This is a genomic window from Pseudomonas taeanensis MS-3, from assembly GCF_000498575.2.
GTDB classification, from domain to species: domain Bacteria; phylum Pseudomonadota; class Gammaproteobacteria; order Pseudomonadales; family Pseudomonadaceae; genus Aquipseudomonas; species Aquipseudomonas taeanensis.
In genome coordinates this window covers 263,774-279,710 of record NZ_AWSQ01000004.1, presented here as the reverse complement: position 1 = coordinate 279,710, position 15,937 = coordinate 263,774, and the positions used below count along the sequence as shown (strand labels likewise).

At 64.6% G+C, this 15,937-nt stretch carries 15 protein-coding genes; 4 read left to right on the top strand and 11 right to left on the bottom strand.

The window, feature by feature from the left end; translation table 11 throughout:
• Positions 1-134: 134 nt before the first annotated feature.
• The 5 genes from mmsB to TMS3_RS14955 form a co-directional block, all read right to left on the bottom strand.
• Complete coding sequence (mmsB, locus tag TMS3_RS14975) at positions 135-1,019, bottom strand: 3-hydroxyisobutyrate dehydrogenase (protein ID WP_025166094.1); 885 nt, start codon at positions 1,017-1,019, stop codon at positions 135-137.
• Positions 1,020-1,130: 111 nt separating this feature from the next.
• Positions 1,131-2,249, bottom strand: a complete 1,119-nt coding sequence (locus tag TMS3_RS14970; protein WP_025166093.1) for an enoyl-CoA hydratase/isomerase family protein — start codon at positions 2,247-2,249, stop codon at positions 1,131-1,133.
• Between the two features lie 85 nt (positions 2,250-2,334).
• The gene (locus tag TMS3_RS14965; RefSeq protein WP_025166092.1) at positions 2,335-3,153 is read right to left on the bottom strand and encodes an enoyl-CoA hydratase; all 819 of its coding nucleotides are present in this window, start codon (positions 3,151-3,153) and stop codon (positions 2,335-2,337) included.
• A 93-nt stretch (positions 3,154-3,246) separates the two neighbouring features.
• Positions 3,247-4,410 (bottom strand): isobutyryl-CoA dehydrogenase, encoded by a 1,164-nt coding sequence (locus TMS3_RS14960; protein ID WP_025166091.1) that lies wholly within the window; start codon positions 4,408-4,410, stop codon positions 3,247-3,249.
• 71 nt (positions 4,411-4,481) lie between these two features.
• Positions 4,482-5,975 (bottom strand): CoA-acylating methylmalonate-semialdehyde dehydrogenase, encoded by a 1,494-nt coding sequence (locus tag TMS3_RS14955; RefSeq protein ID WP_025166090.1) that lies wholly within the window; start codon positions 5,973-5,975, stop codon positions 4,482-4,484.
• A 181-nt stretch (positions 5,976-6,156) separates the two neighbouring features.
• Between TMS3_RS14955 and TMS3_RS14950 the strand changes: the two genes are divergently transcribed.
• The 3 genes from TMS3_RS14950 (at position 6,157) to ung (ending at position 8,545) form a co-directional block, all read left to right on the top strand.
• On the top strand, positions 6,157-7,038 hold the full coding sequence (locus TMS3_RS14950; RefSeq protein ID WP_025166089.1) for an AraC family transcriptional regulator: 882 nt from the start codon (positions 6,157-6,159) through the stop codon (positions 7,036-7,038).
• Positions 7,039-7,135: 97 nt separating this feature from the next.
• Entirely contained in the window at positions 7,136-7,795 is a 660-nt protein-coding gene (locus TMS3_RS14945) for a DJ-1/PfpI family protein (protein ID WP_025166088.1), read from the top strand.
• A gap of 57 nt (positions 7,796-7,852) precedes the next feature.
• Positions 7,853-8,545, top strand: a complete 693-nt coding sequence (ung, locus tag TMS3_RS14940) for a uracil-DNA glycosylase (protein ID WP_025166087.1) — start codon at positions 7,853-7,855, stop codon at positions 8,543-8,545.
• Positions 8,546-8,558: 13 nt separating this feature from the next.
• On the opposite strand, the gene TMS3_RS14935 is transcribed toward ung, so the two are convergent.
• The 6 genes from TMS3_RS14935 to TMS3_RS14910 all read right to left on the bottom strand — a co-directional run bounded on the left by TMS3_RS14935 (position 8,559) and on the right by TMS3_RS14910 (position 14,998).
• Positions 8,559-9,452, bottom strand: coding sequence for a DUF6279 family lipoprotein (locus tag TMS3_RS14935; protein ID WP_043301903.1), 894 nt, complete (start codon positions 9,450-9,452; stop codon positions 8,559-8,561).
• Positions 9,453-9,591: 139 nt separating this feature from the next.
• Positions 9,592-10,626 (bottom strand): AbrB family transcriptional regulator, encoded by a 1,035-nt coding sequence (locus tag TMS3_RS14930; RefSeq protein WP_025166085.1) that lies wholly within the window; start codon positions 10,624-10,626, stop codon positions 9,592-9,594.
• On the bottom strand, positions 10,619-12,127 hold the full coding sequence (locus tag TMS3_RS14925; protein WP_025166084.1) for a tripartite tricarboxylate transporter permease: 1,509 nt from the start codon (positions 12,125-12,127) through the stop codon (positions 10,619-10,621). The genes TMS3_RS14930 and TMS3_RS14925 overlap by 8 nt, the downstream gene beginning before the upstream one ends.
• Position 12,128: 1 nt before the next feature.
• Positions 12,129-12,572 (bottom strand): tripartite tricarboxylate transporter TctB family protein, encoded by a 444-nt coding sequence (locus tag TMS3_RS14920; protein ID WP_025166083.1) that lies wholly within the window; start codon positions 12,570-12,572, stop codon positions 12,129-12,131.
• 153 nt (positions 12,573-12,725) lie between these two features.
• Entirely contained in the window at positions 12,726-13,703 is a 978-nt protein-coding gene (locus TMS3_RS14915) for a Bug family tripartite tricarboxylate transporter substrate binding protein (RefSeq protein ID WP_025166082.1), read from the bottom strand.
• Positions 13,704-13,732: 29 nt separating this feature from the next.
• Positions 13,733-14,998 (bottom strand): OprD family porin, encoded by a 1,266-nt coding sequence (locus tag TMS3_RS14910; RefSeq protein ID WP_025166081.1) that lies wholly within the window; start codon positions 14,996-14,998, stop codon positions 13,733-13,735.
• A gap of 260 nt (positions 14,999-15,258) precedes the next feature.
• On the opposite strand from TMS3_RS14910, the gene TMS3_RS14905 reads away from it, so the two are divergent.
• Complete coding sequence (locus TMS3_RS14905) at positions 15,259-15,930, top strand: response regulator (RefSeq protein WP_025166080.1); 672 nt, start codon at positions 15,259-15,261, stop codon at positions 15,928-15,930.
• Positions 15,931-15,937 lie beyond the last annotated feature (7 nt).

Sequence of the window (15,937 nt, the reverse complement as noted above, 5' to 3'; positions counted from 1 at the left end):
TTGCCGGCTCATGCTCAGCATAACCCCGCCACCCGAGAGTGGTGGGGTTATGGCTGTCAGCCATGGTCGATTTTAATCAGTGGGTCACTGTCAGCGATCATCGCTGCTGTCCGCGGCGATGGTTATTGCGTGCATTACTCGACGAACAACTGCTGCACCACGGAAAAATCCTTCTGGCCTTTGCCCTGCTTGAGTAGCAGGCGATACAGCTGCAAGGCCAGGGCGCCCATCGGTGTGCTGCTGGCGGTGACTTGAGCCGCCTCCTGGGCCAGGCCGAGGTCCTTGGCCATCAACTCGGCCATGAAACCGCCGCTGTAGCCCTTGGAGGCCGGGGCGTTCTCCATCACCCCGGGCCAGGGGTTGTATTTCTCCAGGGTCCAGTTGCCGCCCGAACTCTGGCGCATGATCTCGGCCAGCACGGCCGGATCCAGACCGTTGGCCACGCCCAGGGCCATGGCTTCTGCGGTGGCGATCATCTGCACCGCCAGCACCTGGTTGTTGCAGACCTTGGCCACCTGGCCGGCACCATCGGGGCCGGCATGGAAGATGTTCTTGCCCATGGCCTCGAAGACCGGCCGGGCCTTATCAAGAACTGCTGCTTCGCCACCAATCATGAAAGTCAGGGTGCCGGCAGCTGCGCCCGCGGTGCCGCCGGAAACCGGTGCGTCGAGCAGTTCGATGCCGCGCTCGGCGGCGGCCTTGTGCACCTTGCGTGCGGATTCCGGGGCGATGGTCGAGCACTCCAGCACCAGGGTGCCTGGTTTGAGCGCGGAGAGCAGACCGCTATCGCCGAGATACAGGCCTTCGACGTGGCGGCTGGCCGGCAGCATGGTCACCACGCTGTCGGCGCCGAGTGCCGCATCGGCGGCGCTGCTGGCGGCTTGCGCGCCTTCCTTGGCCAGCTCGTCTACCGAGGCCTGCACCAGGTCGAAGACCTTCAGGTTGAAGCCCGCTTTGAGCAGGTTGCGGGCCATGGGCAGGCCCATGTGGCCAAGGCCGATAAAGGCGATTGTCTGCATTGTTGTGCTCCTTGTCTGGATGACCGGGTTTGCTGGGGCCAGCATGGGTTCTGCGTGGTTGCCGCTATCGCGCTGGGCGGTGCTGCTACTTGCAGGCGCCGCTAACCCAGCCTACTGGTGGTGTGTGGATAAATCCGTAAGCGGATGGGCGCCCTCCCAGACCGCGCTGAAGTGGGATTCGATCACCTCGTCGGGAATGCTCGCGACATCTGGCCAGTGCCAGCGGGGGGCTTGATCTTTGTCGATCAGGCGGGCGCGCACACCTTCGGGAAACTCTGGATGGCGGCAGCAGTTCAGGCTCATGGCGTATTCCATCTGGAATACCTGGGCCAGGGACAGCTGCTTGGCGCGGGCGATCTGCTGCCAGACCAGGTGGGCGGTCAGCGGGCTGCCGCCGGCCAGGGTCTTGGCGGCGCGTGCCATAAGCAGGTCGCTGTCGCTGTGCAGGGCGGTCAGGGCGTGCCAGGCGGCAGGCAGGTCGGCCTGGTCGAGCAACTCGTCGATCCGCGCGCGGCGTGGCAGCCATTGGGCCTCCGGAAGTTCATCGTGGGCTTCGTGCTCCAGTGCCTTGAGCAGGCTGTGCAGTTGTAGTTGGGGTTGTTCCTGCCAGTTCAGCTGCACCAGGCCGTCGATCAATTCATCCTGCTGGCTGTCGAGCAGGAAACGGTCGGCAAGATTCAGGTCCAGGGCATCGCGGGCGTTGATGGCGCTGGCGGTGAGGCCGAGGAACAGGCCGAGCTTGCCGGGCAGACGGGCGAGGAACCAGCTGCCGCCGACATCCGGGTACAGGCCGATGTTGATCTCCGGCATGCCCAGGCGGCTGGACGGGGTGACGATGCGGATGCCGGCACCCTGCATCAGGCCCATGCCGCCACCCAGCACATGGCCGTGGGCCCAGCAGATCAAGGGTTTCGGGTAGCAATGGATGCGGTAGTCGAGGCGGTACTCGTCGGCGAAGAAACGCCGGGCCAGGTCGGGGATTTCCCCTGGGTGCTCGCGGCAGGCGTCGACCAGCTTGCGCACGTCGCCGCCGGCGCAGAAGGCTTTGGCGCCGTTGCCGCGTAGCAGTACGCAGGCAATGCCCGGATCATCCGCCCAGGCCGCGAGTTTGGCGTCCAGCGCCTCGATCATCGGCAGGGATAGCGCATTGAGGCTCTGTGCGGCGTCCAGGCTGGCGATGCCGATGCGAAAGCCGTGCAGGCTGGCGAGTTCTTCAAACTGAATATTCATGCTCGATCTCGTCGGTAGGCAGGATGTGCGTATGCAACATCCCGCACGAACAGGGCGGATGAAAACAGGCTCATCCCTCCCTCGGTCATTTGTTGTGCCACTGTGGGTCGCGTTTTTCCAGGAAGGCATTCACGCCCTCGCGGGTGTCGTCGGCGTCGAACAGGTCGACGAAGCGCTCACGCTCCTCGCTCAGCCAGGCATTCGGGCTGCGCTCGCGGGCACCCTGGATCAGCGGTTTGATGGTGCGCACCGCCACCGGGCTCTGCCGTGCGACTCGCGCCGCCAGCAACAGGGCGTGGCCGCGCGCTTCGCCGCTGTCGACCACTTGCTCGACCAGGCCGATGCGCTGGGCGGTCTCGGCATCGATGCGTTCGCCACACAGAATCATCCGTTTAGCCCAGCCTTCACCGACCAGCCAGGCCAGGTTTTGCGTGCCGCCGGCACAGGGCAACAGGCCTACCGAGGCTTCCGGCAGGGCCATCTGCGCCTGGCGCTCGGCGATACGAATGTCGCAAGCCAGGGCGCACTCCAGGCCGCCGCCCATGGCGTAGCCATTGATCGCGGCGATCGACACGCCGCGAAAATCGCGCAGCGCCTCGAAGGCCTCGCCGAAGCGTCGGGCCATCTCGCGGGCGCGGGCCTTGTCGCCGTCGGCGAACAGCTTGAGGTCGGCGCCGGCGGAGAAGAACTTGCCGCCCTGGCCGGTGATGACCAGGGCGTAGATGTCATCGTCGTGGTTGAGGTGTTCGACCAGTTGCTTGAGGCCGATCAGCGACTCGCGGTCCCAGGTATTGGCCGGCGGGTGGTTGATGGTCAGCAGGGCGGTGTGACCGTGTTTTTCCACGGTGAGCTTGTGGGTCAGGTCGAATACCCCGGGCTTGTAGGGTTCCATGGCGTTGCTCATAAGCGTCCTCGTATGTGCTGGTGTAGGACCAGTGTGCTGGCGATGTCTGGAGGCCTCGATCGCTGGCACCCTGGCTCCTACAGCTTCGGTTGGTTACAGCAGGCGGTCGAGCATGCCGTCTTGTTCCAGTAGGCGGCGGGCGATGATCACCCGCATGATTTCGTTGGTGCCTTCGAGAATCTGATGCACGCGACTGTCGCGTACCCAGCGCTCCAGTGGATAGTCGTTCAGGTAACCGTAGCCGCCATGCAGCTGCAGCGCCTCGTTGCACAGGTTGAAGCAGTGATCGGTGGCGAAGCGTTTGGCCATGGCGCAGTACAGGCTGGCTTCGCTGTGCCGGTGATCCAGCTTGTGCGCGGCCAGACGCACCATCTGCCGGCTGGCGGTGAGGTCGGTGAGCATGTCGGCCAGCTTGAACTGCAGGGCCTGGAACTCGCTCAGCGGCTTGCCGAACTGCTTGCGTTCCTCGACGTAGCGCAGCGACTGTTCCAGCGCCGCCTGGGCCGCGCCGAGTGAACAACTGGCGATGTTGATGCGGCCGCCGTCCAGGCCTTTCATCGCGTAGACGAAGCCCTGGCCCTCGGGGCCGATGCGGTTGCCAGTGGGAATGCGTACGCCCTCGAAGGTGATGGTGCGCGTCGGTTGCGCGCGCCAGCCCATCTTCAGCTCGTTGCGTCCGTATTTGACGCCCTCGGCATCGCCCGGCACCAGGAAGCAGGAGATGCCCTTGGCGCCTTCTTGGCCGGTGCGCGCCATGACGATCAACACTTCGGTGCTGCCTGCGCCGGAGATGAAGCACTTGCTGCCGTCGATCACATAGTGATCGTCCTCGCGTCGGGCGCGGGTGCGCAGGTGGGCAGCGTCGGACCCGGCGTCCGGTTCGGTCAGGCAGTAGGAGGCGAGCAGCTCGCCACCGATCAGGCGCGGCAGCCACTGCTCCTTGAGGGCCGGGTCGGCGAAGCTGGCGAGCATCCAGCAGGCCATGTTGTGAATGGTGATAAAGGCCGTGGTGGCCACGCAACCGGCCGCCAGCTGTTCGAAGATCAGCGCCGCCGACAGCCGTGACAGGCCCAGACCGCCGTCTTCCTCGTTGATGTACAGGGCCAGATAGCCTTGCTCGGCGGCCTGTTTGATTACCTTCACTGGAAAGTGGTGGTCGCGGTCCCAGTCGGCGGCATGCGGCGCCAATTCACGGGTGGCGAAGGCGCGGGCGCTGTCGACCAGCAGGCGTTGCTCTTCGGTGAGGTCAAAATCCATGACAAGTCCTTGCGAGATCGATAATCCCAGGTAAAGGGACCAGGCCGACTCGTGATCGGCCCGGCGACGGCTTATTTCAACTGAATGGTCATGTTCGGTCCAGTCACTGGACTGTCGTCGAACCAGCGGCTGGTGACCGTCTTGGTCTCGGTGTAGAAGCGTACGCCCTGTTTGCCGTAGGCGTGCAGGTCACCGTAGAACGAGCCCTTCCAGCCGGTGAAGGAGAAGAACGGCAGCGGTACCGGCACCGGCACGTTGATGCCCACTTGACCGACTTCCACCGCATGCTGGTAATGCCGGGCGGCGCCGCCGGAGCGGGTGAAGATACTGGTGCCGTTGCCGTAGGGGCTGGCGTTGACCAGCTCGATGGCCTCATCCAGGGTGTCGACCTCCATGCACACCAGCACCGGGCCGAAGATTTCCTCGCGGTACAGGCCCATCTTGGTGGTCACGCCGCGGAACAGGGTCGGGCCGAGCCAGTTGCCGTTGGGATAACCCTCGACCTTGCACTGCGAACCGTCCAGCAGGCACTCGGCGCCTTCGGCCTTGCCCTCGGCGATCAGGCGCAGCACCCGTTGTTTGGCCTGCTGGCTGATCAGCGGGCCGAAGGCCGCATGTTGGTCGGTCCACGGGCCGGGGCGCAGCTCGGCCATCTGCGCGCGCAACTCGTCGATCCACTGTTTCGATTCGCCGACGAACACCGCCACGCTGATCGCCATGCAGCGCTGGCCGGCCGCACCGCAGCTGGCGCCAACCAGATTGCTGAGCACCTGGTCCTTGTTCGCGTCGGGCAGGATCACCATGTGGTTCTTCGCCCCGGCGAAGGCCTGCACGCGCTTCAGGTGGGCGGTGCCGGTGCGGTAGATGTGCTGGCCGACAGGCACCGAACCGACGAAGGAGATCGCGCGGATATCAGGGTGGGTGAGCAGGCTGTCGACTACCTCGCGGCCGCCGTGCAGCACCTGCAACACGCCTGGAGGTGCGCCGGCTTCGATAAACAGCTCGGCCAGGCGATTCGGCGTCATCGGGTCCTGTTCGGAGGGTTTGAGGATGAAGCTGTTGCCGGCGGCGATGGCCAAGGGAAACATCCACAAGGGAATCATCGCCGGGAAGTTGAACGGGGTGATTCCGGTACAGACGCCGAGCGGCTGAATCCAGCTGGCGGTGTCGATATCGCGGGCGACGTTCTCGGTCGTCTCGCCCATCATCAGGCTGGCAATATTCGCCGCCTGCTCGACCACCTCGATGCCGCGCCAGACATCGCCCTTGGCGTCGGCGAAGGTCTTGCCGGTTTCCTTGGCGAGCAATTGCGCCAGCTCGTCGTGGTGCTCCTTGAGCAGGTGCTGGTAGCGCAGCATCAGCCGCGCACGTTCCGGCACCGGCACTTCGCGCCAGCTGAGAAAGGCGGCTTTGGCACTGGCGATGGCCGCTTCGATTTCCTCGGCAGTGGCCTTCGGTGCCAGGGCCAGCACCTCCTGGGTCGCCGGGTCGGTGACTTCGATGAACTCGCGGGCGCGGCTTTCGCGCCATTCACCATTGATCAACTGCGGGATTGCCTTGCTCATCGCGTTCTCCAGTGGGCTCGGGGTGGGCCGGATGTTGTTGTCTTAGTGTTATAGCCGCGGGCAGGGCGCTTGTGGATTGACGATCTTGGTCAGTGGATGGACTATCTTGGGATTGGATAGCTATCCAGGACGCTATTTTTGGCCACTTTCCCGGATTGCATCCGGGCTACCGAGGAGATCAATGAGTACGCGGGTCGAAACTTCCAACTGGCCATTGCCGGCCAACGGTCTGCGCTTCATCACCCCGCCGCGCCTGCGTCGCACGCTGGTCCGCCATCCGCTGACTGCCGGCTGTTACCCGCTGGCCCTGGGTTTTTACCCGGATGCATTGGGCCATCGCATGAGCCGTCCGGCACCGGACGATTACCTGTTGATCTATTGTCGAGCGGGGCAGGGTTGGCTGGAGACCGAGGATGGACGATTAGCTATCGGTGGCGGTGACTTGCTGCTGCTGCCCAAAGGGCGGGCGCATGCCTACGGCGCGGACCCCGAAAAACCCTGGACCCTGTATTGGGTGCACTTCGATGGCGAGCTGGTGGCGGATTTTCTGCGCCCGTTGGGCAAGGGCCCGCTGTGGCGCATCGGCGTGCAGCCGCGTTTGCTGGCCGAGTTCGATGCGCTGCTGAATTTGCGCAAGCAGGGCCTGAGCCTGCCGCACTTCATCTACGCCGCCCATCAGCTGCAGGCTTTGCTGGCTTCACTGGCGGTGCTGCCGGCACGGGCCAAACTGAAGTCCGGGCGAGTGCTCGACGTCGATGCGGTGCAGGCGGTGATGCGCAGCCACCTGCACGATTCGCTCAATCTCGACGCGCTGGCCGCGCAGTTCAAACTGTCGCGCTTTCACTTCGCCAAGACCTACCGCGCCCTCACCGGTCACGCGCCGATCCAGGATTTCATTCAACTGAAGATGGCCCATGCCTGCCGCCTGCTCGACGAGGGCGAGCAGGGTATTCGCGAGGTGGCCGAGCAACTGGGCTATGAGGACGTGTATTACTTCTCGCGCTTGTTTCGCAAGGTAGTGGGCATGGCGCCCAGCCATTATCGGGCGCTGCACCAGGGCTAGGGTCTGGTGGCAGTGGCAATAATTGTGGGGATATTGTCCTTTCCCGCGTTGTCAGGTAGCTCGATCATGGCAGGCAACATTGAATCAGGGGGTCGCCATGCTTGAATCCTGTCACTCGGGACTTGCCGCTCTATCGCGGCAGCGCCCTTTACGCGTCGACATACTGCTGTTTCCCGAGGTCGAAATTCTCGACTTTGCCGGGCCCTATGAGGTGTTTTCGGTGGCGTCCCGTGTCACTAGGCGGGATCGGCTGTTGCCCCACGCAGCCTTTGAAGTCCGTACGGTGGCGGCAAGCGCGTCTCCGCTAACTGCGCGGCACGGGCTGCGGCTGATACCCGATGCGAGCTTTGCCGATGAGTTGCCCTGCGATGTGCTGATCGTGCCGGGGGGCGTGGTCACCCAACCGCTGCAAGACAGGGCCACTCTGAACTGGATCGGCGCGACCGCCGTCCGGGCTCAGCTGATCGCATCGGTGTGTACCGGTGCCTTTGTCCTGGCCGAAGCCGGGCTGCTCGAGGGGCAGATGGTGACCACGCACTGGGAGGATATCGCCGACCTGCAAAGACAGTACCCACACCTCAAGGTGGTCGAGGGCGTGCCCTATGTCGATCTGGGTACGCGGATTACCAGCGCGGGTATCTCGGCCGGAATCGGCATGAGCCTGCACCTGGTCGCGCGGATACTGGGTGATGAGGTCGCGCGAGCCACGGCCCGGCAGATGCAGTACGACTGGGTAGATCACCCCGGGCTGCCTTGACTTGCGCGGGGCGCTTCACTAGCGTGCCGTCTTCGTTCGCCCGCGCAGGAGTCAGGCATGACCGCCGCAGACAAGATCAAGCTCGAAGCCGGCTGGAAACACGCCCTGCGCGAGGAGTTCGACAAGCCCTATATGCAGGAATTGAGCGAGTTCCTGCGTCAGGAGAAAGCTGCCGGCAAGGAGATCTACCCGCCGGGGGCGCTGATCTTCAATGCCCTGGATTCCACTCCGCTGGACCGGGTAAAGGTGGTGATCATCGGCCAGGACCCCTACCACGGTCCGGGCCAGGCCCATGGACTGTGTTTCTCGGTGCAGCCCGGGGAGGCCACGCCGCCGTCCTTGTTGAACATCTACAAGGAACTCAAGCGCGACCTGAATATCGACATCGCCGCGCACGGTTGCCTGCAGCATTGGGCCGAGCAGGGCGTGCTGCTGCTCAACACCTCGCTGACGGTCGAGCGCGGCAATGCCGGGGCACATGCCGGCAAAGGCTGGCAGCACTTCACCGACCGGGTGATCGAAGTGGTCAGCGAGCAGCGTCCGCATCTGGTGTTCCTGCTGTGGGGCAAGCATGCGCAGAGCAAGGAGCGCCTGATCGATCCGACCAAACACCTGATCCTGCGTTCGCCGCACCCTTCGCCGTTGTCGGCCCATCGTGGTTTTATCGGCAACGGTCACTTCAGTCGCAGCAATAAATTCCTCGCCCAGCACGGCCTGACGCCGATCGATTGGGCTCTGCCCCCGTTGTAAGGCGCCGCTCGAGTTAACTCGGTGTGAGTGCGGGCGGGCTTGGCCGGGCGCAGAGCTGTTCGGCGAGGTCTCGACTGAGCGTTCGCAAGCGCTGATTGAGCTGTGCGCGTTGCTGGCTGTCGGCACTGCCGAGCAGGTCGCTGAGCAGCTCGGCCAGGCCCTGGCGCATATCCGCCTGGTGCTTCCGGTAGTCGGCGTCGGCGAAGTGTTCGCGCTGCTGCAGCAGGCGCGTCAGGCGCCTGGGGAAGTCTGCCTGGTGACGCGTGGCCAGGGCGTCGCGCAACGCCTGCTGCCAGCGCAGGCGGTTGCCCAGCCACAGACGATTCTGCTCGCCCGTGCGGTTCGACCAGTGCGCGATCTGCCGTCGTTGCGTTGGGTTCAGTGGGCCGAACCAGGGACGCAGGCGCTCCTGCATGCGCTCGCTGCGCTGGCCTATCTGCTCGGCCAGCGGCGGCTCGAGGAAATCCTCGCGCGCTTCGCGGTTGTCTTCATCCAGGGTGGTAAACAGTCTAGCCACCTGTTCCGCGCTGAGCGTCTGCAGCAAGGCTATGGCCGTGGGGGTGATCTGCACGGCGATGCGCTGCAGCGCGTCGTCGATTTCGGCGAACTGGCTGCGCAGCTGCGCGGGGCTGGGGGCAGGCTGCTCGAGCAGGTGGCGGGTGCGTTGCAGCCAGTCCAGATAACGCGGCAGCTCGACGCTGCAGTGCCAGTCCAGGTGTGCCTGCAGGCGCGGCCTGAGCCAGGCTTGTTGCTGGCGGTCGAGGTCCAGGTAGTGGTCCAGGCGCCAGGGCAGCAACCAGTCGAGGTTGCGGTAGAGCAGTTCTAGGCGGCTGCAGCCGACGAGCAGCAGGCCGAGGCAGAGCAGTACCAGCAGGCTCTTCAGGTGGCTTTGCAGGCGCAGCATCATTCGATCTGCCTCGTGGATGTCGGTCGCTCACTGCAGAATACGCCAGGCATTTGCCTGTTGCCCGGGTGGCTGCTATCGGCAAAAAAGAACCCGCACAAGGCGGGCTAAACGTGGGCGTGCTGTGTGGGTCGTCCCCGCGCTAAGAGCGTTGCCAGAGGCGAAACAGCGGCTCGGCGAGGAACATCACCAGAAACAGCCGCAGCACCTGCAGGGCGGTGACCAGGGCCACCGACAGTTGCAGTGCTTCGGCGGTCAGGCACAGTTCGGTGATGCCGCCGGGCATCATGCCGAGCATCAGCGAGGTTCCATCCTGACTGGCCAGCCAGCTGAGCCCTTGTGCCAGTAACGCGGCGCCGAGCATGGCGAGCAGGCTGAACAGCAGGATTCGCGCGAGAAAGCCCGGTGCGCTGCGAAAGAACGCGCGGTCGAAGTGGCAGCCCAGGGCGCAGCCGATCAACCATTGACCGACCTGGCCAAGGCCTGGCGGCAGACCCAGTTGCAGGTCGAACGTCACGCTGGCGGCGGCGCAGACGGTCAAGGGGCCGAGCATCCAGGGGTTGGGCTGGCGCAGTTTTTTCCACAGCAGGGCCAACAATGCGCCGCCCGGCAGCAGGAGGGCCAGCCAATACCAGTCGACCGGGGCGGGGGCGGGCGCCTGGATCGGCGCCAGGCTCCAGGTGAACAGCGCCGGTATCAATAACACCACCAACAACAGGCGCAGGCTGTGCGCGGCGGCGACCCGGGCTATCTGCGCGTCGTGGCGTTGTGCCAGGTTGACCATCTCGCTGGCCCCGCCGGGCATGCTGGCGAAAAACGCCGTGGCGCGGTCGACCCCGGCCCGCCGCAGCAGGGCAATGCCGATCAGGCTGAGCAGCAGGGTGCCGAGCGCGCCGGCGAGGATCAGCGGGAAATGGCTGAGCACTTGCGCCATCACCGCGCCGGTGAAGTGCAGGCCGATGCCGCTGGCCACCAGCCATTGACCGGTCTGCCGGCCGCCGGGCAGCTCAGTGACCCGCCAACCACTGCAACGGGCGGCGATCACCGCCAGCAGCGAGCCGATGATCCACGGCAGTGGCCAGCCAATCAGGCTGGCCAGGTAGCCCCCGACCAGACCAATCAGGGGCGTGAGCCACCAGCTGCGCCAGTGCTGCAGCGCCGTGGGCAGTTTAGGCATGGGCCAGGCGGGCCTTGTTGCGCGCCCGCCACCAGCGCAGGCCGGGCAGGGCCAGCATCAGCGCCGCCAGCGCCCACAGGCACAGGCTGATCGGGCTTTGCCAGAGGATGCCCAGCTCGCCAGCGGAGATCGACAGGGCGCGGCGCAGGTTGTCTTCCATCAGCTCACCGAGAACGAAACCGAGGATCACCGCCGACAGCGGGAAATCCAGCTTGCGCAGGATATAGCCGAACACCCCGAGGCCGATCATCAGCACCAGGTCGAAGGTGGTGCTGTGTACCGCGTAGACGCCAACCATACTGATCACGCTGATCGCCGGCACCAGTACCCAGTTGGGCACGCTGAGCATGCGCGAGAACAGGCCGACCAGCGGGATGTTCATCACCAGCAGGATCACGTTGCCGATGAACAGCGAGGCGATCAGGCCCCAGACCACATCCGGCTGCTGTTCGAACAGCAGCGGGCCGGGGGTGATGTTGTACAGCGACAGGGCGCCGATCATCACCGCGGTGGTGCCCGAGCCGGGTACGCCCAGGGTCAGCATGGGAATCAGCGAGCCGCAGGCCGAGGCATTGTTGGCCGCTTCTGGGGCGGCCAGGCCGCGCAGGTCGCCTTCGCCGAACTTGCCCCCGCTTCCGGCCAGGCGCTTCTCGGTCATGTAGGTCATGGCGCTGGCGATGGTCGCGCCGGCGCCGGGCAGCGTGCCGATGACGAAGCCGGCCAGCGAGCTGCGGATCATGGTCCAGAAGGTGGCGCAGAATTCCTTGAAGTTGAACAGCAGGCGGCCGCTGGCTTTCACCGCCTTCTGCCCGCTGTGGGTGTTTTCCAGCATGACCAGGATTTCACTGACGCTGAAGAAGCCGATCACCACGATGATGAACTGGATGCCGTCGGACAGGCTGACGCTGCCGAAGGTAAAGCGGTAGACGCCGGTGGTGGAGTCGACGCCGACAGTCGCCAGGGCCAGGCCGATCAGTGCGGCCATCAGGGTTTTCACCGGTTTGTCGCCGACCATGCCGCCGAGGCAGGCGATGGCGAAAATCATCAGTACGAAGTATTCCGCCGGGCCGAAGGCCACCGCCCATTTCGCCAGCAACGGGGCGAACAACACCACGCCGCAGGTGGCGATGATGCTGCCGGTAAAGGAGCTGACTGCCGACAGCGACAGGGCGATACCGGCCTTGCCCTGACGCGCCAGCGGGTAGCCGTCGAGGGTGGTCATCACCGCCGCGGCGTCGCCCGGTACGTTGAGCAGGATGGCGGAGATGCGACCGCCGTACTCGCAACCCAGGTACACCGCGGCCAACAGGATCAGTGCGGTTTCCGGGGGTAAACCGAAGGCGAAGGCCAGCGGTAGCAGCAGGGCCACGCCGTTGATCGGGCCAAGGCCCGGCAGCAGGCCGACGATGGTGCCGACGAAGGCGCCGAACAGCGCCACCAGCAGGTTGTTCGGGCGGGTGGCGACATCGAAGCCTTGTAACAAGAAATGTAAGGTTTCCATCTCAACTCTCCACAAACGCTTCGAACAGGCCGAGCGGCAGCGGCACGTCCAGGACTAAATCAAACAGGCCATAGAGCAGCACGCCCATCAGTACGCCACTGATGGCGCAGGGCAGCAGGCGGCCGGTGAACAACAGACCCATGGCGAAGGTGGCCAGGGCGGTGCTGAGGACAAAACCCAGCGCTTCGAACGTCAGGACATAGGCCAGCAGCGTCAGCACGCACAGCACCGCACGTTTAGCGCTGGGCAGATGCAGTTGTTGCTGCAGCACGCCCGGCTTGAACAGTAGCCACAGCGAGCCTGCACTCATCAGTGCCAGCAACAGCAAGGGGTAGGCGCGAGGGCCGACCGGGTCGTAGGCGAAGGGCGCCTGGAAACCCCAGGCGATAATGGCGAGTCCGGCGCAAAGCAGCAGCCAGACCGCGGAAAACAGGCGGACGTACATAAATGGGATACCTCGACGAGGTCAGGAGATTCGAGGAAGCGTAGCGAGCGACGGGAAGGCAAGGCGGCAAGCGGCGAGAAAGCGCAGTTTACGTCTGTAAATGAGCATTTCGAGCCGCTTGCCAACGCAGCATTATCGAGCGCAGTAGCTTCCTTACTGGACCAGGCCGAACTCGCCGGCCAGCGTCTTGTACTCTTCCACTTGCTTGAGGACGAAGGCATTGAGCTCGTCGCCGGTCATCGACAGCGGCAGCAAGTCACGCTGCTCGCGCAGCTTGGCGAAGTCTTCGCTGGCCAGCAGGCTGTCGAACTGCTGCTTCCACCAGCCGTACTGCTCGTCGCTGACCTCTGGGCCGACATAGAAGCCGCGGATCACCGGCCAGCTGATCGGGTAGCCCTGTTCCTTGGCGGTGGGGATATCGGCCAGTTTGCCCGGCAGGCGATCATCGGCGAGCACTGCGAGGATGCGTACTTTCTTCGCCTCCAGTTGCGGGGTGACCTCGCCCAGGCCGCTGCTGGTCACCTGTACGTGGCCGCCGAGCATCGCGGTGAGGGTCTCGCCGCCGCCTTCGAAGGCCACGTAGCGCAGGTTTTTCGGGTCGATGCCAGCGGCGCGGGCGATCAGTGCGGTCTGCATCCAGTCCTGGCCGCCGATGGTCGCGCCGGCGCCGAAGACGATGCTCGACGGGTCTTTCTTCAGCGCCTCGACCAGATCATTCAGCGTCTGATATGGCGAGTCGGCACGTACGGTGATGGCGCCATAGTCGGTGCCGACCGCGGCCAGCCAGCGCACCGCCGATTCGTCGTAACGACCGAACTTGCCCTGGGCCAGGTTGAGCAGCGAACCACTGGAGAAGGCGATGATGGTGCCAGGATCGTCTGCGCGCTGAGCAACCACCGCGTTGTAGGCCACTGCGCCAACACCGCCGGGCATGTAGGTGACGCGCATCGGCGCCTTGAGCAGGCCGCCGTCTTTCAGGCCGTTCTGGGCTAGCTTGCAGGTCAGGTCGAAGCCGCCGCCGGGCTTGGCCGGGGCGATGCATTCCGGGCGCTTCGGTTCGCCGGCCAGCAGTTGGCCGGCGAAGGCCAGGCAGGCGGTGGTCAGGGCAATACGGGTAAAGGCAGTTTTCATGGTGGATTCCTCTCAATTGTTATTGTGGGTTACCAAATCGGCAGTGTGTAGCCGACGATCACGCGGTTCTCGTCCGCATTGCGGGCGAAGTCGGAGCGGAAGCTGGCGTTGCGCAGGCGCACATAGAGGTTCTTCGCCGGGCCGCTCTGCACCACGTACTTGAACTCGATGTCGCGCTCCCACTCGCTGCCGCGGGCGCTGCTGCCGGTGATGCGTGCGTCATCGCCGCTGACGTAGCGGGTGAGGAAGCTCAGGCCAGGCACCCCGAGGGCGGCGAAGTTGTAGTCGTAGCGGGCCTGCCAGGAGCGTTCGTCGGGGTTGGCGAAGTCGTTGATCTGCACGAAGTTGACCAGGTAGGGGTCGCCGCCGTCGATGTAGGCGTAGCCGGTGTCGCCGCTCATGTCCTGGTAAGCCAGGGTCAGCTTGTGGCCGCCGAGGGCGTAGGCGAGGCTGCCATTCAGCGCGCGGTTGTCGACCTTGCCGGCCTTGGCCGCGCCGCTGTCGTTACTGAGCATCAGGCGCAGGTCGGCGGACAGGGTGCCGGGGCCGATCTTGTGGCTGGAGAGCAGGTTGAAGAAGTGCTGGCGGTAGATGTCGTCCAGCTCGCCGTAGAAGTAGCGGCCACTGAAACCAGCGCCGAACTGGTAGTCGAGACCAGCCAGGTCCAGGTGGTCGGCAGTCACACCGCCCGGGAAGCGCTTGTTCTTGCTGTTGAGCACCAGCTCCTCGGAGTTGGTCGAGGCGCGGTCGATGACCTTGTCCAGACGTCCGCCGGTGAAGGTCAGGCCGTCCAGCTCGCTGGAGGTCAGCAGGCCGCCCTCGAATACCTGAGGCAGCAGGCGGCTGTCGCTGGCCTTGACCACCGGCAGCTCGGGCACGTGCGAGCCGTAGCGAAACTCGCTGGCGGACAGCTTGACCTTGGCGGTCAGGCCCAGGCGGCTGAACTCATCCGGGGTGCCGCCGTCGTCCTGTACGGGTAGCAGGTCGGTGCCGGTGCGGCCGCCGCCGGAGTCGAGCTTGACGCCGAGCAGGCCCAGGGCGTCGAGGCCGAAGCCCACTGTGCCTTCGGTGTAGCCAGACTGGATGTCGAGCAGGAAGCCCTGACCCCATTCTTCACGCTTGCTCTGACCTGTGCCTTCGCGGAAATCACGGTTCAGGTAGATGTTGGTGGTGGTCAGGCTGGCTGTGCTGTCGTCGAGAAACGCGGCCTGGGCGACAGGCGCGAACAGCGCTGCGGTTACGGCTAGGCTAAGCAGGCGGACAGGCGGCATTGCTTGAGGCGATGCGATGGGCATCTGTGGTCTCCACTATTATTTTTGTCGCGGCTGCACACCACTGTGCAAACCGTTCTGGTAGGTGGTTCGAGCCACCTGAAACCGATGCTAGGGGGTCAAGCTTTCGCCAGGCTTTCAGCGCTGAAAGTTTTCTGGCGACTGCTGTGTGCCTGCATTAAGGCCAGTCACGGCGCGCGCAGTGGCGGTAAACTCCTGCTTTCGAATAGTGCGGGCGGCGCGCTCGGTAACGGCTATTGGCGAGTCTTCAGTTGGAGGTGGCGATGCGAATTCTGCTGGTCGAAGACCATCCGCAACTGGCGGCAAGCGTGACCCAGGCCTTGAGAAGTGCCGGTTGGACGGTGGACGTGCTGCACGACGGAGTGGCCGCCGATCTGGCGCTGAGCAGCGAGGACTATGCCCTGGCGATTCTCGATGTCGGCCTGCCGCGGATGGATGGTTTCGAGGTGTTGGCGCGCTTGCGGGGGCGCGGCAAAACCCTGCCGGTGCTGATGTTGACCGCGCGTGGCGAGGTCAAGGACCGCGTACACGGACTCAATTTAGGAGCCGACGATTACCTGGCCAAACCCTTCGAGCTGACTGAGCTGGAGGCTCGGGTCAAGGCGCTGCTGCGGCGCAGCGTGCTCGGCGGTGAACAACAACAGCGCTGCGGCAATCTGCTCTACGACCTGAACACCCGGCGCTTCAGTCTGCTGGAGGCTACCCTCAGCTTGACATCGCGAGAGCACGCGGTGCTGGAAGCGATGATCGCCCGGCCAGGACGGGTGATGAGCAAGGAGCAACTGGCGGCCCAGGTCTTTGGTCTGGACGACGATGCCAACGCCGACTCCATCGAAATCTACGTCCATCGTCTGCGCAAGAAGCTCGACGGTGGTGGTGTGCGCATCGTCACCTTCCGCGGCCTCGGTTATTTGTTGGAGGCTGTCGGTGACTGAGCGCTGG

Excerpts from the sequence above, each read along its gene's own strand:
- TMS3_RS14915 (WP_025166082.1), bottom strand. The coding sequence starts at position 13,703 with ATGAAAACTGCCTTTACCCGTATTGCCCTGACCACCGCCTGCCTGGCC.
- TMS3_RS14910 (WP_025166081.1), bottom strand. The coding sequence starts at position 14,998 with ATGCCCATCGCATCGCCTCAAGCAATGCCGCCTGTCCGCCTGCTTAGC.
- TMS3_RS14920 (WP_025166083.1), bottom strand. The coding sequence starts at position 12,572 with ATGTACGTCCGCCTGTTTTCCGCGGTCTGGCTGCTGCTTTGCGCCGGA.
- ung (WP_025166087.1), top strand. The coding sequence starts at position 7,853 with ATGACCGCCGCAGACAAGATCAAGCTCGAAGCCGGCTGGAAACACGCC.
- mmsB (WP_025166094.1), bottom strand. The coding sequence starts at position 1,019 with ATGCAGACAATCGCCTTTATCGGCCTTGGCCACATGGGCCTGCCCATG.
- TMS3_RS14970 (WP_025166093.1), bottom strand. The coding sequence starts at position 2,249 with ATGAATATTCAGTTTGAAGAACTCGCCAGCCTGCACGGCTTTCGCATC.
- TMS3_RS14925 (WP_025166084.1), bottom strand. The coding sequence starts at position 12,127 with ATGGAAACCTTACATTTCTTGTTACAAGGCTTCGATGTCGCCACCCGC.
- TMS3_RS14950 (WP_025166089.1), top strand. The coding sequence starts at position 6,157 with ATGAGTACGCGGGTCGAAACTTCCAACTGGCCATTGCCGGCCAACGGT.
- TMS3_RS14935 (WP_043301903.1), bottom strand. The coding sequence starts at position 9,452 with ATGATGCTGCGCCTGCAAAGCCACCTGAAGAGCCTGCTGGTACTGCTC.
- TMS3_RS14945 (WP_025166088.1), top strand. The coding sequence starts at position 7,136 with ATGCTTGAATCCTGTCACTCGGGACTTGCCGCTCTATCGCGGCAGCGC.
- TMS3_RS14965 (WP_025166092.1), bottom strand. The coding sequence starts at position 3,153 with ATGAGCAACGCCATGGAACCCTACAAGCCCGGGGTATTCGACCTGACC.
- TMS3_RS14930 (WP_025166085.1), bottom strand. The coding sequence starts at position 10,626 with ATGCCTAAACTGCCCACGGCGCTGCAGCACTGGCGCAGCTGGTGGCTC.
- TMS3_RS14955 (WP_025166090.1), bottom strand. The coding sequence starts at position 5,975 with ATGAGCAAGGCAATCCCGCAGTTGATCAATGGTGAATGGCGCGAAAGC.
- TMS3_RS14905 (WP_025166080.1), top strand. The coding sequence starts at position 15,259 with ATGCGAATTCTGCTGGTCGAAGACCATCCGCAACTGGCGGCAAGCGTG.
- TMS3_RS14960 (WP_025166091.1), bottom strand. The coding sequence starts at position 4,410 with ATGGATTTTGACCTCACCGAAGAGCAACGCCTGCTGGTCGACAGCGCC.